The 18,567-nt window shown below is 50.1% G+C and carries 13 protein-coding genes and 1 riboswitch; all 13 genes read right to left on the bottom strand.

Annotated elements, in window-relative coordinates; all coding sequences use genetic code 11:
- Nucleotides 1-229 precede the first annotated feature (229 nt).
- Nucleotides 230-802 carry a folate family ECF transporter S component gene (locus DWY84_RS16265; RefSeq protein WP_118534358.1) on the bottom strand — a complete coding sequence of 191 codons (573 nt, stop codon included), beginning with the start codon at nt 800-802 and terminating at the stop codon, nt 230-232.
- Between the two features lie 57 nt (nt 803-859).
- Nucleotides 860-967, bottom strand: a riboswitch (THF riboswitch).
- A gap of 59 nt (nt 968-1,026) precedes the next feature.
- Nucleotides 1,027-2,379, bottom strand: coding sequence for an MATE family efflux transporter (locus DWY84_RS16260; RefSeq protein ID WP_118534357.1), 1,353 nt, complete (start codon nt 2,377-2,379; stop codon nt 1,027-1,029).
- A gap of 25 nt (nt 2,380-2,404) precedes the next feature.
- On the bottom strand, nt 2,405-3,916 hold the full coding sequence (gene yfcC / locus DWY84_RS16255; RefSeq protein ID WP_118534356.1) for a putative basic amino acid antiporter YfcC: 1,512 nt from the start codon (nt 3,914-3,916) through the stop codon (nt 2,405-2,407).
- 142 nt (nt 3,917-4,058) lie between these two features.
- Nucleotides 4,059-6,032 carry a diguanylate cyclase gene (locus DWY84_RS16250; protein ID WP_118534355.1) on the bottom strand — a complete coding sequence of 658 codons (1,974 nt, stop codon included), beginning with the start codon at nt 6,030-6,032 and terminating at the stop codon, nt 4,059-4,061.
- A gap of 6 nt (nt 6,033-6,038) precedes the next feature.
- Nucleotides 6,039-6,395, bottom strand: coding sequence for an Hpt domain-containing protein (locus DWY84_RS16245; protein WP_118534354.1), 357 nt, complete (start codon nt 6,393-6,395; stop codon nt 6,039-6,041).
- A gap of 181 nt (nt 6,396-6,576) precedes the next feature.
- Nucleotides 6,577-9,204: a pyruvate, phosphate dikinase gene (ppdK, locus tag DWY84_RS16240; protein ID WP_118534353.1), complete on the bottom strand. Its 2,628-nt coding sequence runs from the start codon at nt 9,202-9,204 to the stop codon at nt 6,577-6,579.
- A 289-nt stretch (nt 9,205-9,493) separates the two neighbouring features.
- A complete protein-coding gene (gene mobB / locus DWY84_RS16235; RefSeq protein ID WP_118534352.1) occupies nt 9,494-10,537 on the bottom strand; it encodes a molybdopterin-guanine dinucleotide biosynthesis protein B in 1,044 nt (347 codons plus the stop codon).
- A gap of 1 nt (nt 10,538) precedes the next feature.
- Nucleotides 10,539-11,927, bottom strand: coding sequence for a glycine--tRNA ligase (locus DWY84_RS16230; RefSeq protein ID WP_118534359.1), 1,389 nt, complete (start codon nt 11,925-11,927; stop codon nt 10,539-10,541).
- An 18-nt stretch (nt 11,928-11,945) separates the two neighbouring features.
- Nucleotides 11,946-12,593, bottom strand: coding sequence for a hypothetical protein (locus DWY84_RS16225; protein WP_118534351.1), 648 nt, complete (start codon nt 12,591-12,593; stop codon nt 11,946-11,948).
- 301 nt (nt 12,594-12,894) lie between these two features.
- Nucleotides 12,895-13,575, bottom strand: coding sequence for a DNA repair protein RecO (recO, locus tag DWY84_RS16220; RefSeq protein WP_118534350.1), 681 nt, complete (start codon nt 13,573-13,575; stop codon nt 12,895-12,897).
- An 8-nt stretch (nt 13,576-13,583) separates the two neighbouring features.
- The gene (era, locus tag DWY84_RS16215) at nt 13,584-14,576 is read right to left on the bottom strand and encodes a GTPase Era (RefSeq protein ID WP_118534349.1); all 993 of its coding nucleotides are present in this window, start codon (nt 14,574-14,576) and stop codon (nt 13,584-13,586) included.
- A 22-nt stretch (nt 14,577-14,598) separates the two neighbouring features.
- Nucleotides 14,599-17,532, bottom strand: coding sequence for an insulinase family protein (locus tag DWY84_RS16210; RefSeq protein WP_118534348.1), 2,934 nt, complete (start codon nt 17,530-17,532; stop codon nt 14,599-14,601).
- 36 nt (nt 17,533-17,568) lie between these two features.
- Nucleotides 17,569-18,441 carry a YdcF family protein gene (locus DWY84_RS16205; protein WP_118534347.1) on the bottom strand — a complete coding sequence of 291 codons (873 nt, stop codon included), beginning with the start codon at nt 18,439-18,441 and terminating at the stop codon, nt 17,569-17,571.
- Nucleotides 18,442-18,567: the final 126 nt, after the last annotated feature.

Genomic DNA, 18,567 nt, shown 5'->3' with positions numbered 1-18,567 from the left:
TAGCGGGAGCAATACAGCAGAAGCCGGTAATCCCGGCATTCCGCGGAGCATAAATATGGGTATACGTGTCCGGCTATGCAGCGACTGGTGTTTGAGGGAGGCGGACGTCTTGTCCGACTATCCGCAAACATCTGTCAGCTGCATCGTCCGAACACAATACCCATATTTCGCGCAGCGGTATGCCGGGATTACCGGCTTCGGACCTGTAGTGCTGTACGCTCTTAAATTTTTATAGAAGTACTTTGCGTCCTCCGGTTTTCAGCAGGCGGAACACTCCGGATGCCTCCATGGTCTTTCCGATGGTGTAGAACAGCATGGAATTGACTGGCCACATGATGAGGTTTTTGAGTACCCGCATCGGCAGCAGCGCCAGGAATCCTTTTCCGTAGAGCACGCTCAGCCACAGGGTTCCGAGGAGCATATTGCAGATGACGGATACGGTAAGTTCTGCTGCAAGGACCCGGAGGAAGCTGATCGGACGCCTGTAGAGAAAGCAGCCGTAGAGGACGCCGCCAATCATGGCTCCGAGGGTAAAGCCCGGGAAATACGCGCCGGTCGGACGGATGATATACTTTAAGATATCAAGGGCACCGCCAAACAGGCCGCCCACCACCGGACCGAACAGATAGTATACGAACTGGTTGGCAATAGTGGAAAAACCAATCTTTAAGTAATCACCAAGTACCAGGGTGAAGTACCCCAGCACCACCGAGATGGCCGCAAACATAGCCATGACCGTGACTGTGTTAACGTGCTTCAATTCTTCTAAGGAATCCGTGAACAAAGCTGTAAATTTCTTCATAAAAAATTACCTCCTTTGCAGAATTCTCTACTACAAAGGAGATAATCATATCCTCTTCGCAGCGGGATGCGGTCCGTGCACCGCGAAACTGCTGTTTTCAGTTTCTTCGTCCTGCCGGCAACTCCCTGTCCGGCTGGCACTTAACGCACACAGACCTACTCTGCTTTCTGTATTTTATTTTGGTGTACCGCCCAAACTGCTCTCGCAGCTGCCGTTGCGAGTTACTATAGCACTTTTTTTGACTCCTGTAAAGAATACTGCCGCATTTTATAAAAATAATACGGAATCAGCGGGATCAGTGCGGAGATCCAGGCTGCTGGATCAGACAGACAGGTTTGCACAAATCCGCCGCCCAGGTGCAGCACCAGCGCAACCACTCCGGCTCTCGCCATCAGTTCAAACACACCGCCGAGCATCGGTACCAGACCATATCCCATTCCCTGAAGCGCGTTCCGGTAAAGGAAAATGCTGCCCAGAAACGGATAACACCAGGATACAGTCTTAAAATACTGATTGGCCGCGTCGATGACCACGGTCTTGGAGCTGTCCACAAAGATCAGTGTCAGCTTCCCTGCCAGGAAATGAATGATCAGGAAGAATGCCGCTGCCGCGATCAGGATCATGATCTGGGTATCCTTTACGCCCTGGCGCACCCGGTCCAGACGGCCCGCGCCGCGGTTCTGTCCCACATAAGTTGCTATCGTTGCGCCGAAAGCAATGAAAATGGTATTGACCATGTTCTGCAGCTTTCCGGCTGCCGCGTAGCCCGCGATATAATCCGCGCCGAACACATTAATGGCGCTCTGTACAATGATGGTTCCGATGGCAGTAATGGAAAACTGCAGTCCCATCGGCACACCAATGGACAACAGACGCTGCATCATGGAAACATCCGGCGCGAAATCCGTCTTCTGAAGCTTGAGAATATCGAACTTCTGAATGATATAGACCAGACACAGCAGTGCGGAAATTCCCTGGGCAATGACCGTCGCGTATGCGCAGCCCTCCACTCCCATGTGAAATTTCACAATGAACAGCACATCCAGCCCTGCATTGATCACTGCGGAAATGATCAGAAAATATAAGGGGGAACGTCCGTCGCCCAGAGCCCGCAGCACTGCGGCAAAGGCATTGTAAGCCGCTGTCACACAGAGGCCTGCGTAAATAATGCCCATGTAGGCTGCTGTCTGTCCGATGATCTCGTCCGGTGTGTTCATAAGCCGGAGGATCGGTACATTAAAAATCATAAGTCCCGCAGTCATGACCACCACAAAGGCCACGCACAGATACACCGACATTGCCACATAGCGGCGCATCTGATGGTAGTCCTTCGCGCCAAAGCTCTGGGCTACCATGATGGAAAATCCACTGGTAATTCCCTGAAGCCATCCGGTCACCAGAAAGATCAGGGATGTGGTACTTCCGATGGCTGCCAGCGCGTTAACGCCAATATAACGGCCAGCCACCACGGAATCTACCAGATTGTAAAACTGCTGGAAAATATTTCCGAGATAAGTCGGAATCATAAATGCCAGGATCAGGCGCACGGGATTGCCCCGTGTCATATCATTTGTCATGCTGAATTACTCCTGCACTTTCTGATTAAGACAGTCCGATCATCATAGCTGCAACCACTGCGATGGATGCAAATACAAACAGGAATGCCTGGAATTTGATCTGGAACTTCGCCCACTGTCCCCACTCCAGTTTTGCTGCAGCCAGCGCGCCAAGCAGGCATCCGCTGGTCGGAACGATGAAGTTAGTGAATGCGTCACCAAGCTGGTAAGACAGAACTGCAACCTGACGTTCTACGCCTACCAGATCCGCAAGCGGTGCCATGATCGGCATGGTCAGTGCTGCCTGTCCGGAACCGGACACAACAAAGAAGTTGAATACGGACTGGAATACATACATCAGCCATGCGGAGATCACCGGCGGGAAATTCTTCATACCGTTGCTGATGGTATACAGAATGGTGTTCAGTACTGTTCCATCGGTTGCGCTGGTTCCGCCCAGAATGATGATGATACCCTGTGCCATACCGACACACATGGCAGCGCCGAGAAGATCCGCGGCACCACGGTCAAACGCGCGCGGGATGTCATTTAACTGCATGTCGTTTAAATGGAAGACGAGTCCGATGATACCGGAAACAAGGCCCATAACAAAGAACTGGGATGCGATTTCCGGAATGTAGTAGCCCTGAGTCACAACTCCCCAGATGGTCCATACCATGCAGGCAACGATAGTCAGCAGTACCAGCTTGTGTCCAAGCGTGAACGGAAGCTCCTCTTTGCCATTCTTTGCGAAGTCCTCACGGTACTCCTGATCAGACTCATAGGCAACGGAAATCTTCGGGTTCTTCTTTACCTTTGCTGCATAGCGCATGGTGAACACACAGGTCAGGCCGGTAAAGATGATCCATAACGGGATACGGAACCAGGCACCAGACATAACCGGGATTCCTGCAATACCCTGAGCCACAGCCAGGCCGAACGGGTTCTGCCAGGAGCTACCGAAACCGATCTGGGTTGCCACGTAGCTGCACATGATGCCGACTACCGCGTCATAGCCCATGGCAATGAACATCGGCACCAGGATCATAACGAACGGAATGGCTTCCTCACCCATACCGAACACTGCGCCGCCCAGAGAAAACAGCACGGTGAGGATCGGTACCAGGAGAATCTCCTTGCCGTTTGTCATGCTGATAACCCGCATGATTCCACTCTCTACGGCTCCGGTCCTGAGCACGATACCAAATGATCCTCCAACAACCAGGATAAATGCAATGATGCCGACCGCGGTACCATTTTTATTACCGGTTGTCATACCCTCAAATACATAGTTTAAAATACCCTGACCGCCAAAATCTTCCGTACCGAAGAGCGGCGCAACTTTCGTCACCTTGTTTCCATTCTCATCCAGAACATACTCAAAGCTGTCCGGATCCAGAACGGTTCTGGTCTTTTCTTCCCCGTTCATGGTGTAGGTGATTTCTTTTGTCTCATATTTACCCAGCGGGATAAACATGGTCAGGATCGCTGCAAACAGAATTACACCAAAGATGATGATGTACGTATGCGGCATCTGAAACTTCTTTTTCTTCTCCATTTGTAGTTCCTCTTCATTCTCAATGATAAAATTAACGTGTCGCAACAAAAAATTATAACATACCGCAAAGAAATTGTAAACGAAAAAGGCTCTGCATCTGAAAAACATGCGTTTTCCGGCGCAAAGCCTTTTGCTGATTTTTTCAGTTTTCCTGCGGCGTCACGTCATGCGCCCGGATTTGGTCCTGAATCTCTTTCAGGCATTCCAGAAGCAGTGGATTAAATACACCACACTCTCCGTTCATGATCATATGCATGGCCTGCTCATGTGGAAATGCTTTCTTGTATACTCGGGGACTCACCAGTGCATCATACACGTCTACAATGGAAACTACCTGCGCAGCAATCGGGATATCTTCTCCCTTCAAGCCATCTGGATAACCATTTCCATCATAGCGCTCGTGATGCCATCGGCAGATCTGGTATGCGATCTTTACAATGGCTTCATCCTGGTACGCCGTCAGATGCTTTAACATGGCCGCGCCTATCACAGTATGGGTCTTCATGATCTCAAACTCTTCCGGTGTCAGCCGTCCCGGCTTGTTCAGAATTTTCTCGTCGATACCAATCTTACCGATATCGTGAAGCGCTGATGCTGTCGCAATCAGTTCCCGGTCGGATCTGGACAGATGGTACTGTCCCGTCTTCTGCACCAGACGTTCCAGCAGAAGATCTGTCAGGCGGTTGATATGGGATACATGCAGCCCGCTTTCCCCGTTACGAAATTCCATGATCTGGCTCAAAATACCAACCATAACCCGGTTATTCTTCTCTTTCTCATAAATCTGGTTCGTGACCATCTTAATGAGACGGCGCTGCTTTGTGTAAAGTTTGATGGTGTTAAAGACACGCTGAAACACCACCTTGGCATCGAACGGCCGGCTGATGTAGTCGGACACGCCAAGCTCATAGGCTTTTCGAATGTAAGGCTCCGAATTTTCACTGGAGATCATGATAACCGGTACCTCTTCGATCCAGTGGTTCCGGGTCATATATTCCAGCACCTCAAATCCGTTCATGCCCGGCATGACGATATCCAGTAGGATCAGCGCAATTCCAGTGCCGTACTGCTCCAGCGTGGCAACACACTGTTCTCCGTTTTCTGCCTCAAGAATGCGGAAATCCGAATGCAGCATCTCAGACAAAATTTCTCTGTTCAGTTCAGAGTCATCTACAATCAGGATCTGCTGCTTGATGTTTTCCTGATCTTCCAGTTCCTGGCTCTGCGTGCTGGCTTCCTGTTCCGTTCCGGCTGTCACCACCATATTTTTGCGGTTTTTCGCCTGATACATCAGCTTGTCTGCCCGGATGGCCGCATCATCAACCGTCTCTGTTCCATTCAGCATCACGCCTCCCACGCTGACAGAAAGATGCAGGCTCGTGTACCCAGGTACATCTGCTTCATTGATTTTCTGTTTCGTGTGTTTCAGACATTTTTCAAACTCGTCCCGGCTGATTTCCGGCATGAGAAGCAGAAATTCATCACCGCCATAGCGGATCAGGGAATCCTCATCCCGTACGCAGCCCCGGATTATCATCACCAGTGTTTTCAGCACCGCGTCACCGGCATCATGACCACAGGTATCGTTGTAAAGCTTGAAATCATCCAGGTCGATCATGGCTATGCCGCCCTTCTGCACAGAGGTCTTGATCTTATCCTCATAATAACGGCGGTCGTAGGCACCAGTCAGTGCATCAATATATAATTCATCATGGTAGCTTGTCAGATGTTCCAGAAGGTTGTCAGATCCCTTGGCATCCAACAGGCAGCTGCAATCCATATGGCGCACCAGCTCCATAACATAGGGCTTTCCATCTACCTCAATATAACGGGCTGTCACCTCATAAAGCTCATCCCCCTTATATTCCAGTTTCGTCCGTTGAATCCGGTCCTGATAAACTTGTCTGGAAATACAGTTTTCACAGGGCTGGTTTTTCTCCCAGTAGTCATAGCAATAACAATGGTTCCCTTCACCAGCGTGATTTTCTTTTCTTTCATATTCCCCAGCCAGGCGAAGATCAAAGACATCCAGAAGACGTACGGTGGTGAATACTTCCCGGTAAAGCTCCATCCGTTCCTCTACCTGCTGTCTTGTCAGTTTATCGCGTAAATTCATTATGGATTAAGCCTCCGCTTCCAGCTCACGAATTGCCTCTGTTAACTGCTCATAACATACGGTAAGTTCCTGAAATAATCGGTCTCCGCCGGTAATATCTCTTCCTCTGAGATCTTCTGTCAGTGCTGCACTGATTTCATACAGGCGATCAAAGCCAAGGTTTAAGCATACACCCTTTAAGGTGTGGGCCGCACGGAATGCGCGCTCTGCGTCACGTGCCTCCAGAGCCTCCCTTAATTCCGCATAGCTCGGATCTTTTAGAAACTTCAGCGCAAAACGCTTTACCAGCGCCTCATTGCCAAATCTGCTTAATACACTTTCATAATTGGACCCGATTTTTTCATAACACTCTTTTGTATTCATTATTCTTTCCCCTGACTATTCATTATGTATTTGTAATTACTGTTTTTTCTCAGTAACGGCATATATCTTCAGTGTAGCATAAAATTTATCGGTTTTCCACTATAAATGGCATATATACACAAAAGAAGCCGCACATGATTTTCATGCGCGGCTTCCGAATATTACGATTTTCTATTACAAATTACTTCTGGGCAATTGCTGCCTGTGCTGCGGCCAGTCTTGCGATCGGAACGCGGTACGGTGAGCAGGATACATAATCCAGACCGATCTTGTTGCAGAATTCTACGGAAGACGGATCTCCGCCGTGCTCGCCGCAGATACCGATATGCAGATCCGGATTGGATGCCTTGCCAAGCTTGATAGCCATCTCCATGAGTTTGCCGACACCAGTCTGATCCAGTTTTGCGAACGGATCGTTCTCGTAAATCTTAGCATCGTAGTAAGCGCCTAAGAACTTGCCTGCATCATCACGGGAGAATCCAAAGGTCATCTGGGTCAGGTCGTTGGTACCGAAGCAGAAGAAGTCAGCCTCTTTCGCAATCTCGTCTGCAGTCAGAGCTGCTCTCGGGATCTCGATCATGGTACCTACATGGTACTTCAGATCAGAACCAGCTGCTGCAATCTCTGCGTCTGCAGTCTCAACAACAGTCTTCTTGCAGTATTTTAACTCTTTGATATCGCCGATAAGCGGGATCATAATCTCCGGAACGATGTTCCAATCCGGATGAGCTTTCTTTACGTTGATTGCTGCGCGGATAACAGCCTTGGTCTGCATTACTGCAATCTCCGGGTAGGTAACAGCCAGACGGCATCCACGATGACCCATCATCGGGTTGAACTCATGCAGAGACTCGCAGATTGCCTTGATTTCTGCAACGGTCTTTCCTTTTGCCTTAGCCAGCTTCTCAATGTCAGCTTCCTCGGTCGGAACGAACTCATGTAACGGCGGATCCAGGAAACGGATGGTTACAGGGTTGCCCTCCATAGCCTCGTAGAGCTGTTCGAAATCGCCCTGCTGTAACGGAAGGATCTTCTCCAGAGCTTCTTCTCTTTCTTCTACAGTATCAGAGCAGATCATCTCACGGAATGCGTCGATACGATCACCCTCGAAGAACATATGCTCGGTACGGCAAAGGCCAATGCCCTCTGCGCCAAGCTCACGAGCCTTCTGTGCGTCGTGCGGGGTATCTGCGTTGGTACGAACGCCCATGGTTCTGTACTCATCAGCCCATGCCATGATACGTCCGAACTCACCAGCGATGGTTGCTTCTACAGTCGGGATTGCTCCGTCATATACACAGCCGGTAGAACCATCAAAGGAGATGACATCACCCTCATGGTACTCTTTGCCAGCCAGAGTGAATTTCTTGTTTGCTTCATCCATAACGATGTCGCCGCAGCCTGCTACACAGCAAGCGCCCATGCCACGCGCAACAACTGCTGCGTGGGAGGTCATGCCACCACGAACGGTTAAGATACCCTGGGAAGCCTTCATACCGGTAATATCTTCCGGAGAGGTCTCAAGACGTACCAGAACGACTTTCTCGCCTCTTGCCGCCCATTCTACAGCGTCATCTGCGGTGAAGACGATCTTACCACAAGCTGCGCCAGGTGCTGCGCCCAATGCCTTTGCGATCGGGGTAGCTGCCTTTAATGCCTTCTGGTCGAAGGTCGGATGCAGTAAGGAATCCAGGTTACGCGGATCGATCATGGCAACTGCCTCTTCCGGAGTTCTCATGCCCTCGTCTACCAGGTCACATGCGATCTTTAATGCAGCCTGAGCGGTTCTCTTACCATTACGGGTCTGCAGCATGTACAGTTTGCCATGCTCAACAGTGAACTCCATATCCTGCATATCTCTGTAATGATCTTCCAGAGTCTTACATACTTTTTCGAAATCGGCGAATGCCTCCGGGAATTTCTCAGCCATCTCCTGAATGTGCATTGGAGTGCGGACACCAGCTACAACGTCCTCGCCCTGTGCGTTGGTTAAGAACTCACCGAACAGGCCCTTCGCGCCGGTTGCCGGGTCACGGGTAAACGCAACACCGGTACCACAGTCATCACCCATGTTACCAAATGCCATGGACTGTACGTTTACAGCAGTACCCCAGGAGTACGGGATGTCGTTGTCGCGGCGGTAAACGTTTGCACGCGGGTTGTCCCAGGAACGGAATACGGCTTTGATTGCGCCCATTAACTGTTCCTTCGGATCATCCGGGAAATCTACGCCGATCTTGTTCTTGTACTCAGCCTTGAACTGGTTAGCCAGCTCTTTTAAATCATCTGCGTCAAGCTCAACGTCAAGCTTCACGCCTTTCTTCTCTTTCATCTCATCGATGAGAGCCTCAAAATATTTCTTGCCGACTTCCATTACAACGTCGGAATACATCTGAATGAATCTTCTGTAGCAGTCCCATGCCCAGCGCGGGTTGTTGGACTTCTCAGCGATTACGTTAACTACAGCTTCGTTTAAGCCCAGGTTTAAGATGGTATCCATCATACCAGGCATGGAAGCACGTGCGCCGGAACGTACGGAAACCAGCAGCGGGTTCTCAAGATCGCCGAATTTCTTTCCGGTAATCTCTTCCATCTTTGCGATATACTCGTTGATCTGGCCCTGGATCTCATCGTTGATCTCGCGGCCGTCCTCGTAGTACTGTGTGCAGGCCTCCGTTGTAATGGTAAAGCCCTGCGGTACCGGAAGACCGATATTCGTCATCTCAGCCAGGTTTGCGCCTTTACCACCGAGAAGATTTCTCATGGTAGCGTCACCCTCTGTAAATAAGTACACCCACTTTTTAGCCATTGGTTTATCCTCCTCAACATGTACAGACTTTTTTGTCTGTGGTTTAAGCTCCGTCTTGTATAGTTTTTGCACAAAAAAGCTTCCTTCGACGGTCTGGTATAAGTATACCATATTTTTTTCAGGAGTAAAGGTTTTTCCGTGTTGTTTTTGTATATTTTTTAGCAAAAACTCGTAAATTTTTGTCGATTCTTCGTTATTTTCACATATGCGATGTAAATTCGTATATACGAATATATAATTTGCCATTTTGACGAATCTGAGTATTCCGGCTGCACTTTCTATTTCCGATTTACCTGTCGCTCCTGTTTTTGACACTATCGGTACTGTTCCCGGGCGAATAGGTACATATATATTTTTCAATTTCATCTGCCAGTTTTTCTGCCGAAATCAATGGCTGCTCCGGATATCGGCAGAAATATTTCGGATACGGACTGTTCTTCAGGCCTTCGATCAGAATGATATCTGCTTCCGGAAATGCAGCAAACAGCTCCCGTTCTGTAATCCCCTGGTATTCCTTCGTGATCAGAAACCTGTGATCGGAAAATACTGCCGTACCGTAAGCCCCGGCCTTCTGATGACGGTAGCTGTCCGTTCCCGGCACATCACTCTCAAAATCATGGCCATCATGCTTAATAACTGCCACCTTGTATCCGCGCCTCACCAGCTCCGGCACAAGCCGGGTGATCATTGTGGTTTTTCCGCTGTTTTTCCAGCCGCTGACAGCAAAAACAAACGGACGCGGTCCTGTTTCCAGAGTCCGGTAATCCACGGTACTGTTAATATTTTCCAATGCCAGGCTGTGTTTTCCAAGCTCCAGTGTTCGGTAGCCGGCCCGTTCTAGCAGATGCATCATGCGGTAATCACCCTCCCGGATCATCTGCATTGCCACAGGAAGTACATGCTTCGGATAGATTCCGAATAACGGATGAATTCGTCCGTTCTGTTCCGCTGCAAGGATGACGGAAGTATTTTCACGGTATGTATCAAGTAGCCTCTGCACCGATTCCGTATCGATCATTGGTATGTCACAGGCCATCACCAGAAGTGCGTCTTCTTCACAGGAGACCAGCCCGGAGGCAATCCCTCCGATCGGTCCGATTTCCCTCCACCGGTCCTCTACCATGGGCAGACCGGCTTCTTCATAGGGTTCTTTTTTGTCTACAGACAAATAAACCGCAGGCAGACAGTCACAGGCATGTAAAATCCTCTGACAGAAGGTTGCACCGCCATAGTGGAGGAACAGTTTTTTCTGTCCCTCCATGCGTGTGTTCTTTCCCCCTGAGAGGATGTATCCGGCGACTGCGCCTACGGTTTGTAATTTGTTTTCCTTCATTTTAGAAGCGGAACTTGTCCTCGAAATACTGCTTTAACTCAGCAATCGGAACGCGAACCTGCTCCATGGTATCACGGTCGCGAACGGTCACTGCATGATCTTCCTCGGAATCGAAGTCGTAAGTAATGCAGAACGGAGTACCGATTTCATCCTGTCTTCTGTATCTCTTACCAATGTTGCCTCTGTCATCGAACTCACAGTTGTAGTACTTAGACAGCTCTGCGTAAACCTTCTCTGCGCCCTCATTCAGCTTCTTGGACAGCGGAAGGATACCGACCTTAACCGGTGCGATAGCCGGATGGAAGTGAAGCACGGTACGCACATCACCCTCTCCGATTTCTTCCTCATCGTATGCTGCGCACAGGAATGCCAGGGTAACACGGTCAGCACCCAGGGACGGCTCGATAACATACGGGATATATTTCTCCTTTGCCTCATCATCGAAGTAGGTCATATCCTCTCCGGAGGTATTCTGATGCTGGGTTAAGTCGTAGTCTGTTCTGTCTGCGATGCCCCACAGCTCGCCCCATCCGAACGGGAAGAGGAACTCGATATCGGTAGTACCCTTACTGTAGAAGCACAGTTCCTCCGGAGAATGGTCGCGGAGACGGATCTCATCTTCCTTTAAGCCCAGAGCCAGCAGCCAGTCACGGCAGAAGCCTCTCCAGTACTGGAACCATTCCAGATCAGTACCCGGCTTACAGAAGAACTCCAGCTCCATCTGCTCAAATTCACGAGTACGGAAAGTAAAGTTACCCGGGGTGATCTCGTTACGGAAAGACTTACCAATCTGGCCAATACCGAACGGAACTTTCTTTCTGGAAGTACGCTGTACGTTCTTGAAGTTTACGAAGATACCCTGTGCGGTCTCCGGTCTTAAGTATACAGTGTTCTTTGCATCCTCAGTAACACCCTGGAAGGTCTTGAACATCAGGTTGAACTGACGGATATCGGTGAAGTCATGCTTGCCACAGCTTGGGCAGCAGATGTTGTTGTCATCGATGTATTTCTTCATTTCTTCCTGAGACCACGCGTCTACGCTGCCCTCAATGGTGATGCCGTTCTCTGCCATGTAATCCTCGATCAGCTTGTCGGCACGGAAACGCTCCTTACATGCCTTGCAGTCCATCAGCGGATCAGAGAAACCGCCCAGATGTCCGGAAGCTACCCAGGTCTGGGAGTTCATAAGGATGGCACAGTCAACGCCGACGTTGTACGGGCTCTCCTGCACGAATTTCTGCCACCATGCTTTCTTTACGTTGTTCTTCAGCTCTACGCCAAGGTTGCCGTAATCCCAGGTGTTTGCCAGGCCGCCATAGATCTCGGAACCCGGATAAACGAATCCTCTGCTCTTGGCCAGCGCTACAATTTTCTCCATTGTCTTTTCCATCATCGATAACCTCTCTTTTTATTTGAATATAATACAGCCGGTCCCCTCTGGGGTCACTGCTGAATGATCACCTGTTACTTCCACTCCATCCGTTACATAGAGGATTTTTCCCTCCGTATAAACCTTTGTGGAGCCTTCGGTAAGCACCATATGGCTGTCCTTTGCCGCGGCCTTCTGAATATCCGCATCTTTTCCGGCAGATGTTTTGTAGGTCAGATCGGGAAGCTTTGCGCTTTCCGTGTCACAAACCATCAGGGAAGTCACCGTGTGGGTATCATCCCCGTTTTCTTCGGAAAACTTTACAAAGTCCTCCGGTGTGCCATAGGCAAATACCAGCGTACCGGTCTGGCCTTCCAGACTGCTCTTTTCAAGCGCTACAGGAAGCTTCTCACCACCTTCGGTATTCTCTGCCTCAGCAGCCGCGCCCTGTTCTTCATTATAAGAAGCAATCTGCTCTTTCGCAAACTCTGCCAGGCCCTCGGCGCTATATAAGTCATTCTCCTTTTCGGATGTGTAGACCATGGCGCTCTGCACGCTTAAGTCATCTGCCACATAAATGCTGTTTTCCGAACCATCCCAGGATTGTCCTGAAGACCGGGTACAGCCTGCGGTACAGACCGCTGCAAACAATACCGCTGCAGTCAAAACTGCGATTTTCTTTTTCATAAATCTCCTTATCTTCCCCGGAACCTGTCTCACAGCCTGCTACGCTTCAGCAGATCTCCACGATGCAGACTCCTGCCCTGCCCACAGGGTTCTCTAGGATTATACCTGTTCATGGAAGGTTTTTCAACACCTTATTTCTTTATGACTTCGCTGGTGACGTTCAGGATGTTACTGTTCACGCGTTGCGCAAACAGCAACGGATTTTGCCGATGCTTCGCATTCCAAATCGGCAAAATCTGCTGCCACCACGATATCATACGGCATTTTCAGTTCAGAAAATGCCTACCCGTGTACAGTAACTTCAGGATTTCACATGCCCGGACTGTGAAACCGTCTGCTCCAGCACGTTCAGGATTTTCAGGGAATGAAACTCCCTGTCAATGAACCGGCGCTTATTCAGCTCTACACAATGCCGCAGTTCCTCCAGCACTTCCGGAGCCAGCGTAAACGTATACAGAGATTCCAACGGGGAGGCGATGATATACTCCCACGCATAGTTGGCGGAATCGCTGACCGGTCTGGGCGGATGCTCCGTATAATCTCCATTGATGACCATGCTGCGAAGTTCGAACACAGCCTGTACTAGCGGATTTGGAATGGCTGGCTTTAATAACGCCCGCAGAGACTGGTACAACAGCAAAAGCAGCTCCGCCGCTTCCAGATTTTCCCGTCCGTAATAATCGGCAAGCTCCAGAAAATAAGAGCCATAACAGGTTGCTTCCATATCCAGTGTAATCTCCGCAAAATAGTTGAGTACATCCGCTCCCTGCAGATTGCAGGCATCGCGGCCTTCATACAGGCGGAAGTTTCCAAACACAAAAGGCCTCGTTACTCCCATCAGCTGACTTCCCGGGCGTTTGGCCCCCCGGGCAAAAGCAGTGATTTTGCCGCGTTCCCTGGTCAGAAGTACCAGACGCCGGTCATTATCTCCCACCGGAGATGCTTTTAAGACCATGCCGGTCAGATTCACCAGTTCTCTCATAACACATTCTATTCCTTCGGATTATATCCGTAGTTTTTCATCAGCAGTTCGCTGTCGCGCCACTCTTTTCTTACCTTTACCCAGATCTGCAGGTTCACTTTTGTCTCCAGCATATCCTCCAGCTCTCTTCTGGCTGCAGAACCAATGCGTTTTAACATGGCACCGCCCTTGCCGATGATGATACCCTTGTGAGAATCCCGCTCACAGATGATGGTGGCTTCCACATCCATGATGCCATTTGGCCGCTCGCTCATTTTTTCAATGGTAACCGCAATGCCGTGGGGAATCTCTTCATCCAGCAGACGCAGAGCCTTCTCCCGGATCAGTTCTGCCGCGATCTGGCGCATCGGCTGGTCGGTGACAGTATCCTCATCGTAGAACTGGGGGCCATACGGCAGATATTTGAACAGCTGCTCCAGCAACGTATCGGTGTTCTTATCCCGCAGGGCGGACACCGGAACAATCTCCGCAAAATCGCAGATATCCTTGTAGGCGTTGATGAACGTCAGGATGTCTTCCTGATTCTTTACCGTATCGGTCTTGTTGATGACCAGGATGATCGGAGTCTTGATGCCCTGAAGCTGCTCGGCAATATGGCGCTCGCCGGCACCGATAAAAGTGCTTGGCTCTACCAGCCACAAAATCAGGTCCACCTCTTTTAAGGTATGCTCAGCCACATTCACCATATACTCGCCAAGCTTATTTTTTGCCTTGTGGATACCCGGAGTATCCAGAAAGATGATCTGGCCGCGCTCATCGGTGTAGACCGTCTGGATGCGGTTTCTGGTTGTCTGCGGCTTGTCCGATGTGATAGCGATCTTCTGGCCGATGAGATGATTCATCAGCGTGGATTTGCCCACATTCGGCCGTCCGATCAGGGTTACAAAGCCGGATTTTTGCTGAACCGGGGCGGACTGGTTTTCTCCGCCTGTCTCGTTTTTTTTGCCGTTCAGTTCCTCCAGCAGTTTATCAAAATTCGTACCTTCCGGTTTCTTTGCCATAAATTTATCCTTTCGAAAATACTTATCCTCTTGTGAGACTGGAAACCTCGCCAAACATGCCGCGGTTTGCCTCGATCTTCTCCTCGTTTCCGACTACGCAGAAGCTTCCGGTAGCCAGAACTGCCCGTACCTGGGCAGCCAGTGCGCGGATATCTTCCTTGGCGGCACCTAAGATCTGGTCACGCTCCGTCTGCATCATCTCTTCCGTCACACCGGACAGATAAGCGGAAAGTCCTCTGCTTCCCTTCACAGACGGAGTCAGCGGGGCGTCCAGATTGCTGATGGTTCCGATAACATATTTGGTCATGTCGCGCTCATCCGGGTCAAAGGCCTCCAGATAAGCCGGGATGCCCTCATAGATATCGTTGGTCTCTTTCAAGTTCGGGTCACGGTAGGATACCAGATAACCCTCTCCGGAACGTCCGAAACCGCTCATACAGCCATATGCGCCGCCCTTTACACGAATATTCAGCCACAGATAATCGTAGCTTAAGATGACCTGCAGGATCTTCAATGCTCCGGTATACTCCAGGCCTGCGTCGCGGAAGTTTCCGCAGCGTGCCACATAATCCACCTGGGCAGAGGTCTTTAATCCCTCGTTCACATTCTTTACCGGATGGGTAAAGGCATGCTTCTCACCGCTTCCCTGGGGCAGCTTATCTGCCAAAAGCTTTAAGTTCTGCGGAAGCTGTTCGTAGCCCTTATCATCTGCGGTGTAGTTTACCAGCATATTGGCGCGGGTAAAGAGTTTTCTGCTGACCTCCTGCAGCCGGGCCATGATCTCACCCTTCTTATTGGCGTAATCCTTCTCCAGCTGCTCCAGGAAATGATAATATGCCGTGCCTCCGGTCAGTTCGTTGTAGTAAGCAGTTGCAGAGAAATAGGAGGTCGCGCGGGATACTGCCGTGCTGTGTCCTGCGTTCTCCAGCTTCATCTTCGCGCGGGAGCGGGTCTCCTGGATTACCTCTCCCAGGCGTTTCTCATCCGTAAACACAGAGTGATTCAGGATCTCCTCCAGAATGGTGAAGCCAAAATCCAGCTTATCATAAAGCACGCGGATGCTTGCCACAAACGCTCCGGTAAAACGCTCCGGATCTGCCAGATCCGGGTAGGAGGTTACGGAAAAGTCCACGCCGCCGCTGTTTAAGTGGATCTCACTGGTCAGGTCAGAGTAGCTGTAATGTTCCGTACTGATGGAACCCAGAATGTATTTTAACATGCCTGCGTAGGGAAGGTCTTCCTGCGGCAGCACTTCGGTGTTAAACAGCACCTTTAGATATCCGATCCCGGAGGTAAAGAAGTTGTGGTGCAGCACCTTGATGCCACCCTCTTCTTTTTCCTTCCAGAAGAATGTCTCTGCCTTTTTCTCAATATCCTCCCGTTTTAAGAGCGGGATTTTCGCCAGAATCTCCGGGGTAGACGGGGTATCCTGATATTCCTTTAATTCTCTGGTGGCAGTCACCAGTTTCTCCAGTTCTTCTTCAGACAGGGAAGCCTTATAAGCTGCCAGCTTTTTCGCCAGCTTCTCATCTTCTTTTACCGTCAGGTTCTTCTCCGGAGCTACCACGATCACAGCCTCAAACGGATTGTCCAACAGATAATCCCGGATGAGCTGTTCAAAATAACCGTTCTCCACTTCTTTTTTCAGAAAATCAAAGGTTTCCTGATAGCACAGATGGGTCATCGGATCTCCATCGTACAGCCAGCTGTCCAGACACTGCAGGCCATACATCAGCCCCTTCGGCGCAGAACCATAATCTGCCTCGCGGTATTTAAACTCAAAATAATTCATGCCTGCAAGCAGACTCTTGCGGTTAATGCCCTGATCTGCCAGTTTACGCAGGGTACCTTTGACAATAGCCAGGAACTCACCCTTTTGTTCTTTATTGGCATCCTTGGCAATGACGGAAAAATACGGCTGTAAAATGCCGCTCTCATAACCGCCCATCACATCTTTTCCGATTCCCGCATCAATGAGTGCCTGCTTTAACGGCGCTCCCGGCGCGTCAAGCAGCGTGTACTCCAGGATCTGGAAGGCCACATACAGCTTCGGATCCAGGTCATCTCCCACAACGGTATTTACAGAAAGATAGGTTGCGTCCTCCTCGGACTCGCCTTCGGTAATGGAGTAGGAAAACTCCCGTTCCACCGGCTCTGCAAATGCCTTCTGCTCTCTGATGCGGGAATCTACCGGCCGCTCCTCGTAATGGCTTAAATATTCCTCATCCAGCCAGGTCAGTTTTTCGGCCATGTCCATATCTCCATAGAGGTAAATGTAGCTGTTGGACGGATGATAGTAAGTTCTGTGGAAATCCAGGAACTTCTCATAGCTTAACTCCGGAATGTGTACCGGGTCACCGCCGGAATCCTTGCCGTAGCAGGTATCCGGGAACAGGGTCTTCTGGGTCACACTGTCTAAAATGCTTTCCGGGGAAGAGTAAGCCCCCTTCATCTCATTGTATACAACACCATTGTAAATGAGCGGAGCGTCCTTGCTCTCCAGTTCATAGTGCCAGCCCTCCTGGCGGAAGATCTTCTCTTCTTTATAGATATTCGGATGAAGCACAGCATCCATGTAAACATCCATCAGGTTGTGGAAATCCTTGTCGTTGCAGCTTGCCACCGGATATACGGTCTTATCCGGATAGGTCATGGCATTTAAGAACGTATTTAAGGAGCCCTTTACCAGCTCCACGAACGGATCCTTTAACGGGAATTTGTCGGAGCCACAGAGCACACTGTGCTCCAGAATATGTGGCAGTCCGCAGTCATTGTCCGGCGGAGTGCGGAATCCGATGCAGAATACCTTGTTCTCATCGTCGTTTGATACCAGAAACAGTCTGGCTTTTGTTTTCTTATGCTCCAGCACAATACCTTCCGACTGCATCTCCTCGATCATTTTATGTTCTACCACACGGTAGGTATCCAGCTTTTTGATTGCTTCTAACTGACTCATGCGTTTTCTTCCTTTCCTATCTGTCTTTTCCGTTTTTTATAGATTCCCCATCAGGCGGTCTTTTAACAGCGCAATGCCGTCGCGCAGGGAAAAATGCACCAGCAGCACCTTGTCTGCCTCCGACGCAATGCCGTAGACGGTACCATAATCCTGCTTTTTCGCGATCATCGCAGCCCGGCACAGATGAAAATTGCTGGTAATGATGCCAACGCGCGGCTGGCGTGCCAGAACCGGTGTGTTGTTTGTGGGCGCTCCTGTCTCAGGCACACCTTCTATCTCTCCCGGCGCACGGAGCAGGCGGTCTGCTTCCGCTTTCCGTTCCTGTTCAAGCAGATTTTCCCGTTTTTCGATCATCACCCTGCTGTACGCAAGATTCTCCACCGTACTGAAAGACTGTTCCTCTTTCAGAAGATGGTCCGGATCCGCCCCCTGCCCTAACAAATAGGTTTCCATGGCATCTGCCTCAGAGCACGGCTCCGCATCCCCTTTTGCACCGGAAAGCACCAGCATGGTCTCCGGATTCTCCTTCATATACTCCAGCGCCTTGTCCAGCCGGAGCTTTAAGGTTTTGCTTAAGCTTCCGTCCGGTTTCACTTTGGCACCCAGCACAATCACATAATCCAGCGAAGGCTCCGCGGCTGCCGGGATGCGCCCAAAGATCAGAATCTGCGTCACCAGAACGATCATCAGACCGGATGCGCACAGGGTCACAAAAGAAACCGGCAGCCAGAGTGGCACTCGTTCCGGATACTTCTGATAAAAATGAATGCCCGCAGCCGTAGCCCCAAAAAATCCGCCGATCAGAAGCCATAACACAGCAAACGAAGTGCCAAATCCCGCATACAGCACAATAACTCCGTAATACACCAGGCAAAGCACCGCCGCCGCAGTGAAGACCCATATTAACATCGTTTCACCTCACGTAAGTTTTATGCCATAAAACACGGCACAATTAAAATAATTATACTGCATTTCCGGAAACGCCACAAGAGCGAATATAACAATTTAAAAGCAATAGCAATAAAGGTCCGAAGC

It is taken from the genome of Clostridium sp. AF27-2AA, from assembly GCF_003478505.1.
Lineage (GTDB): Bacteria > Bacillota > Clostridia > Lachnospirales > Lachnospiraceae > Brotaphodocola.
The sequence above is the reverse complement of the archived record's forward strand: the minus strand, read 5'-3'. Positions and strand labels throughout refer to the sequence as shown.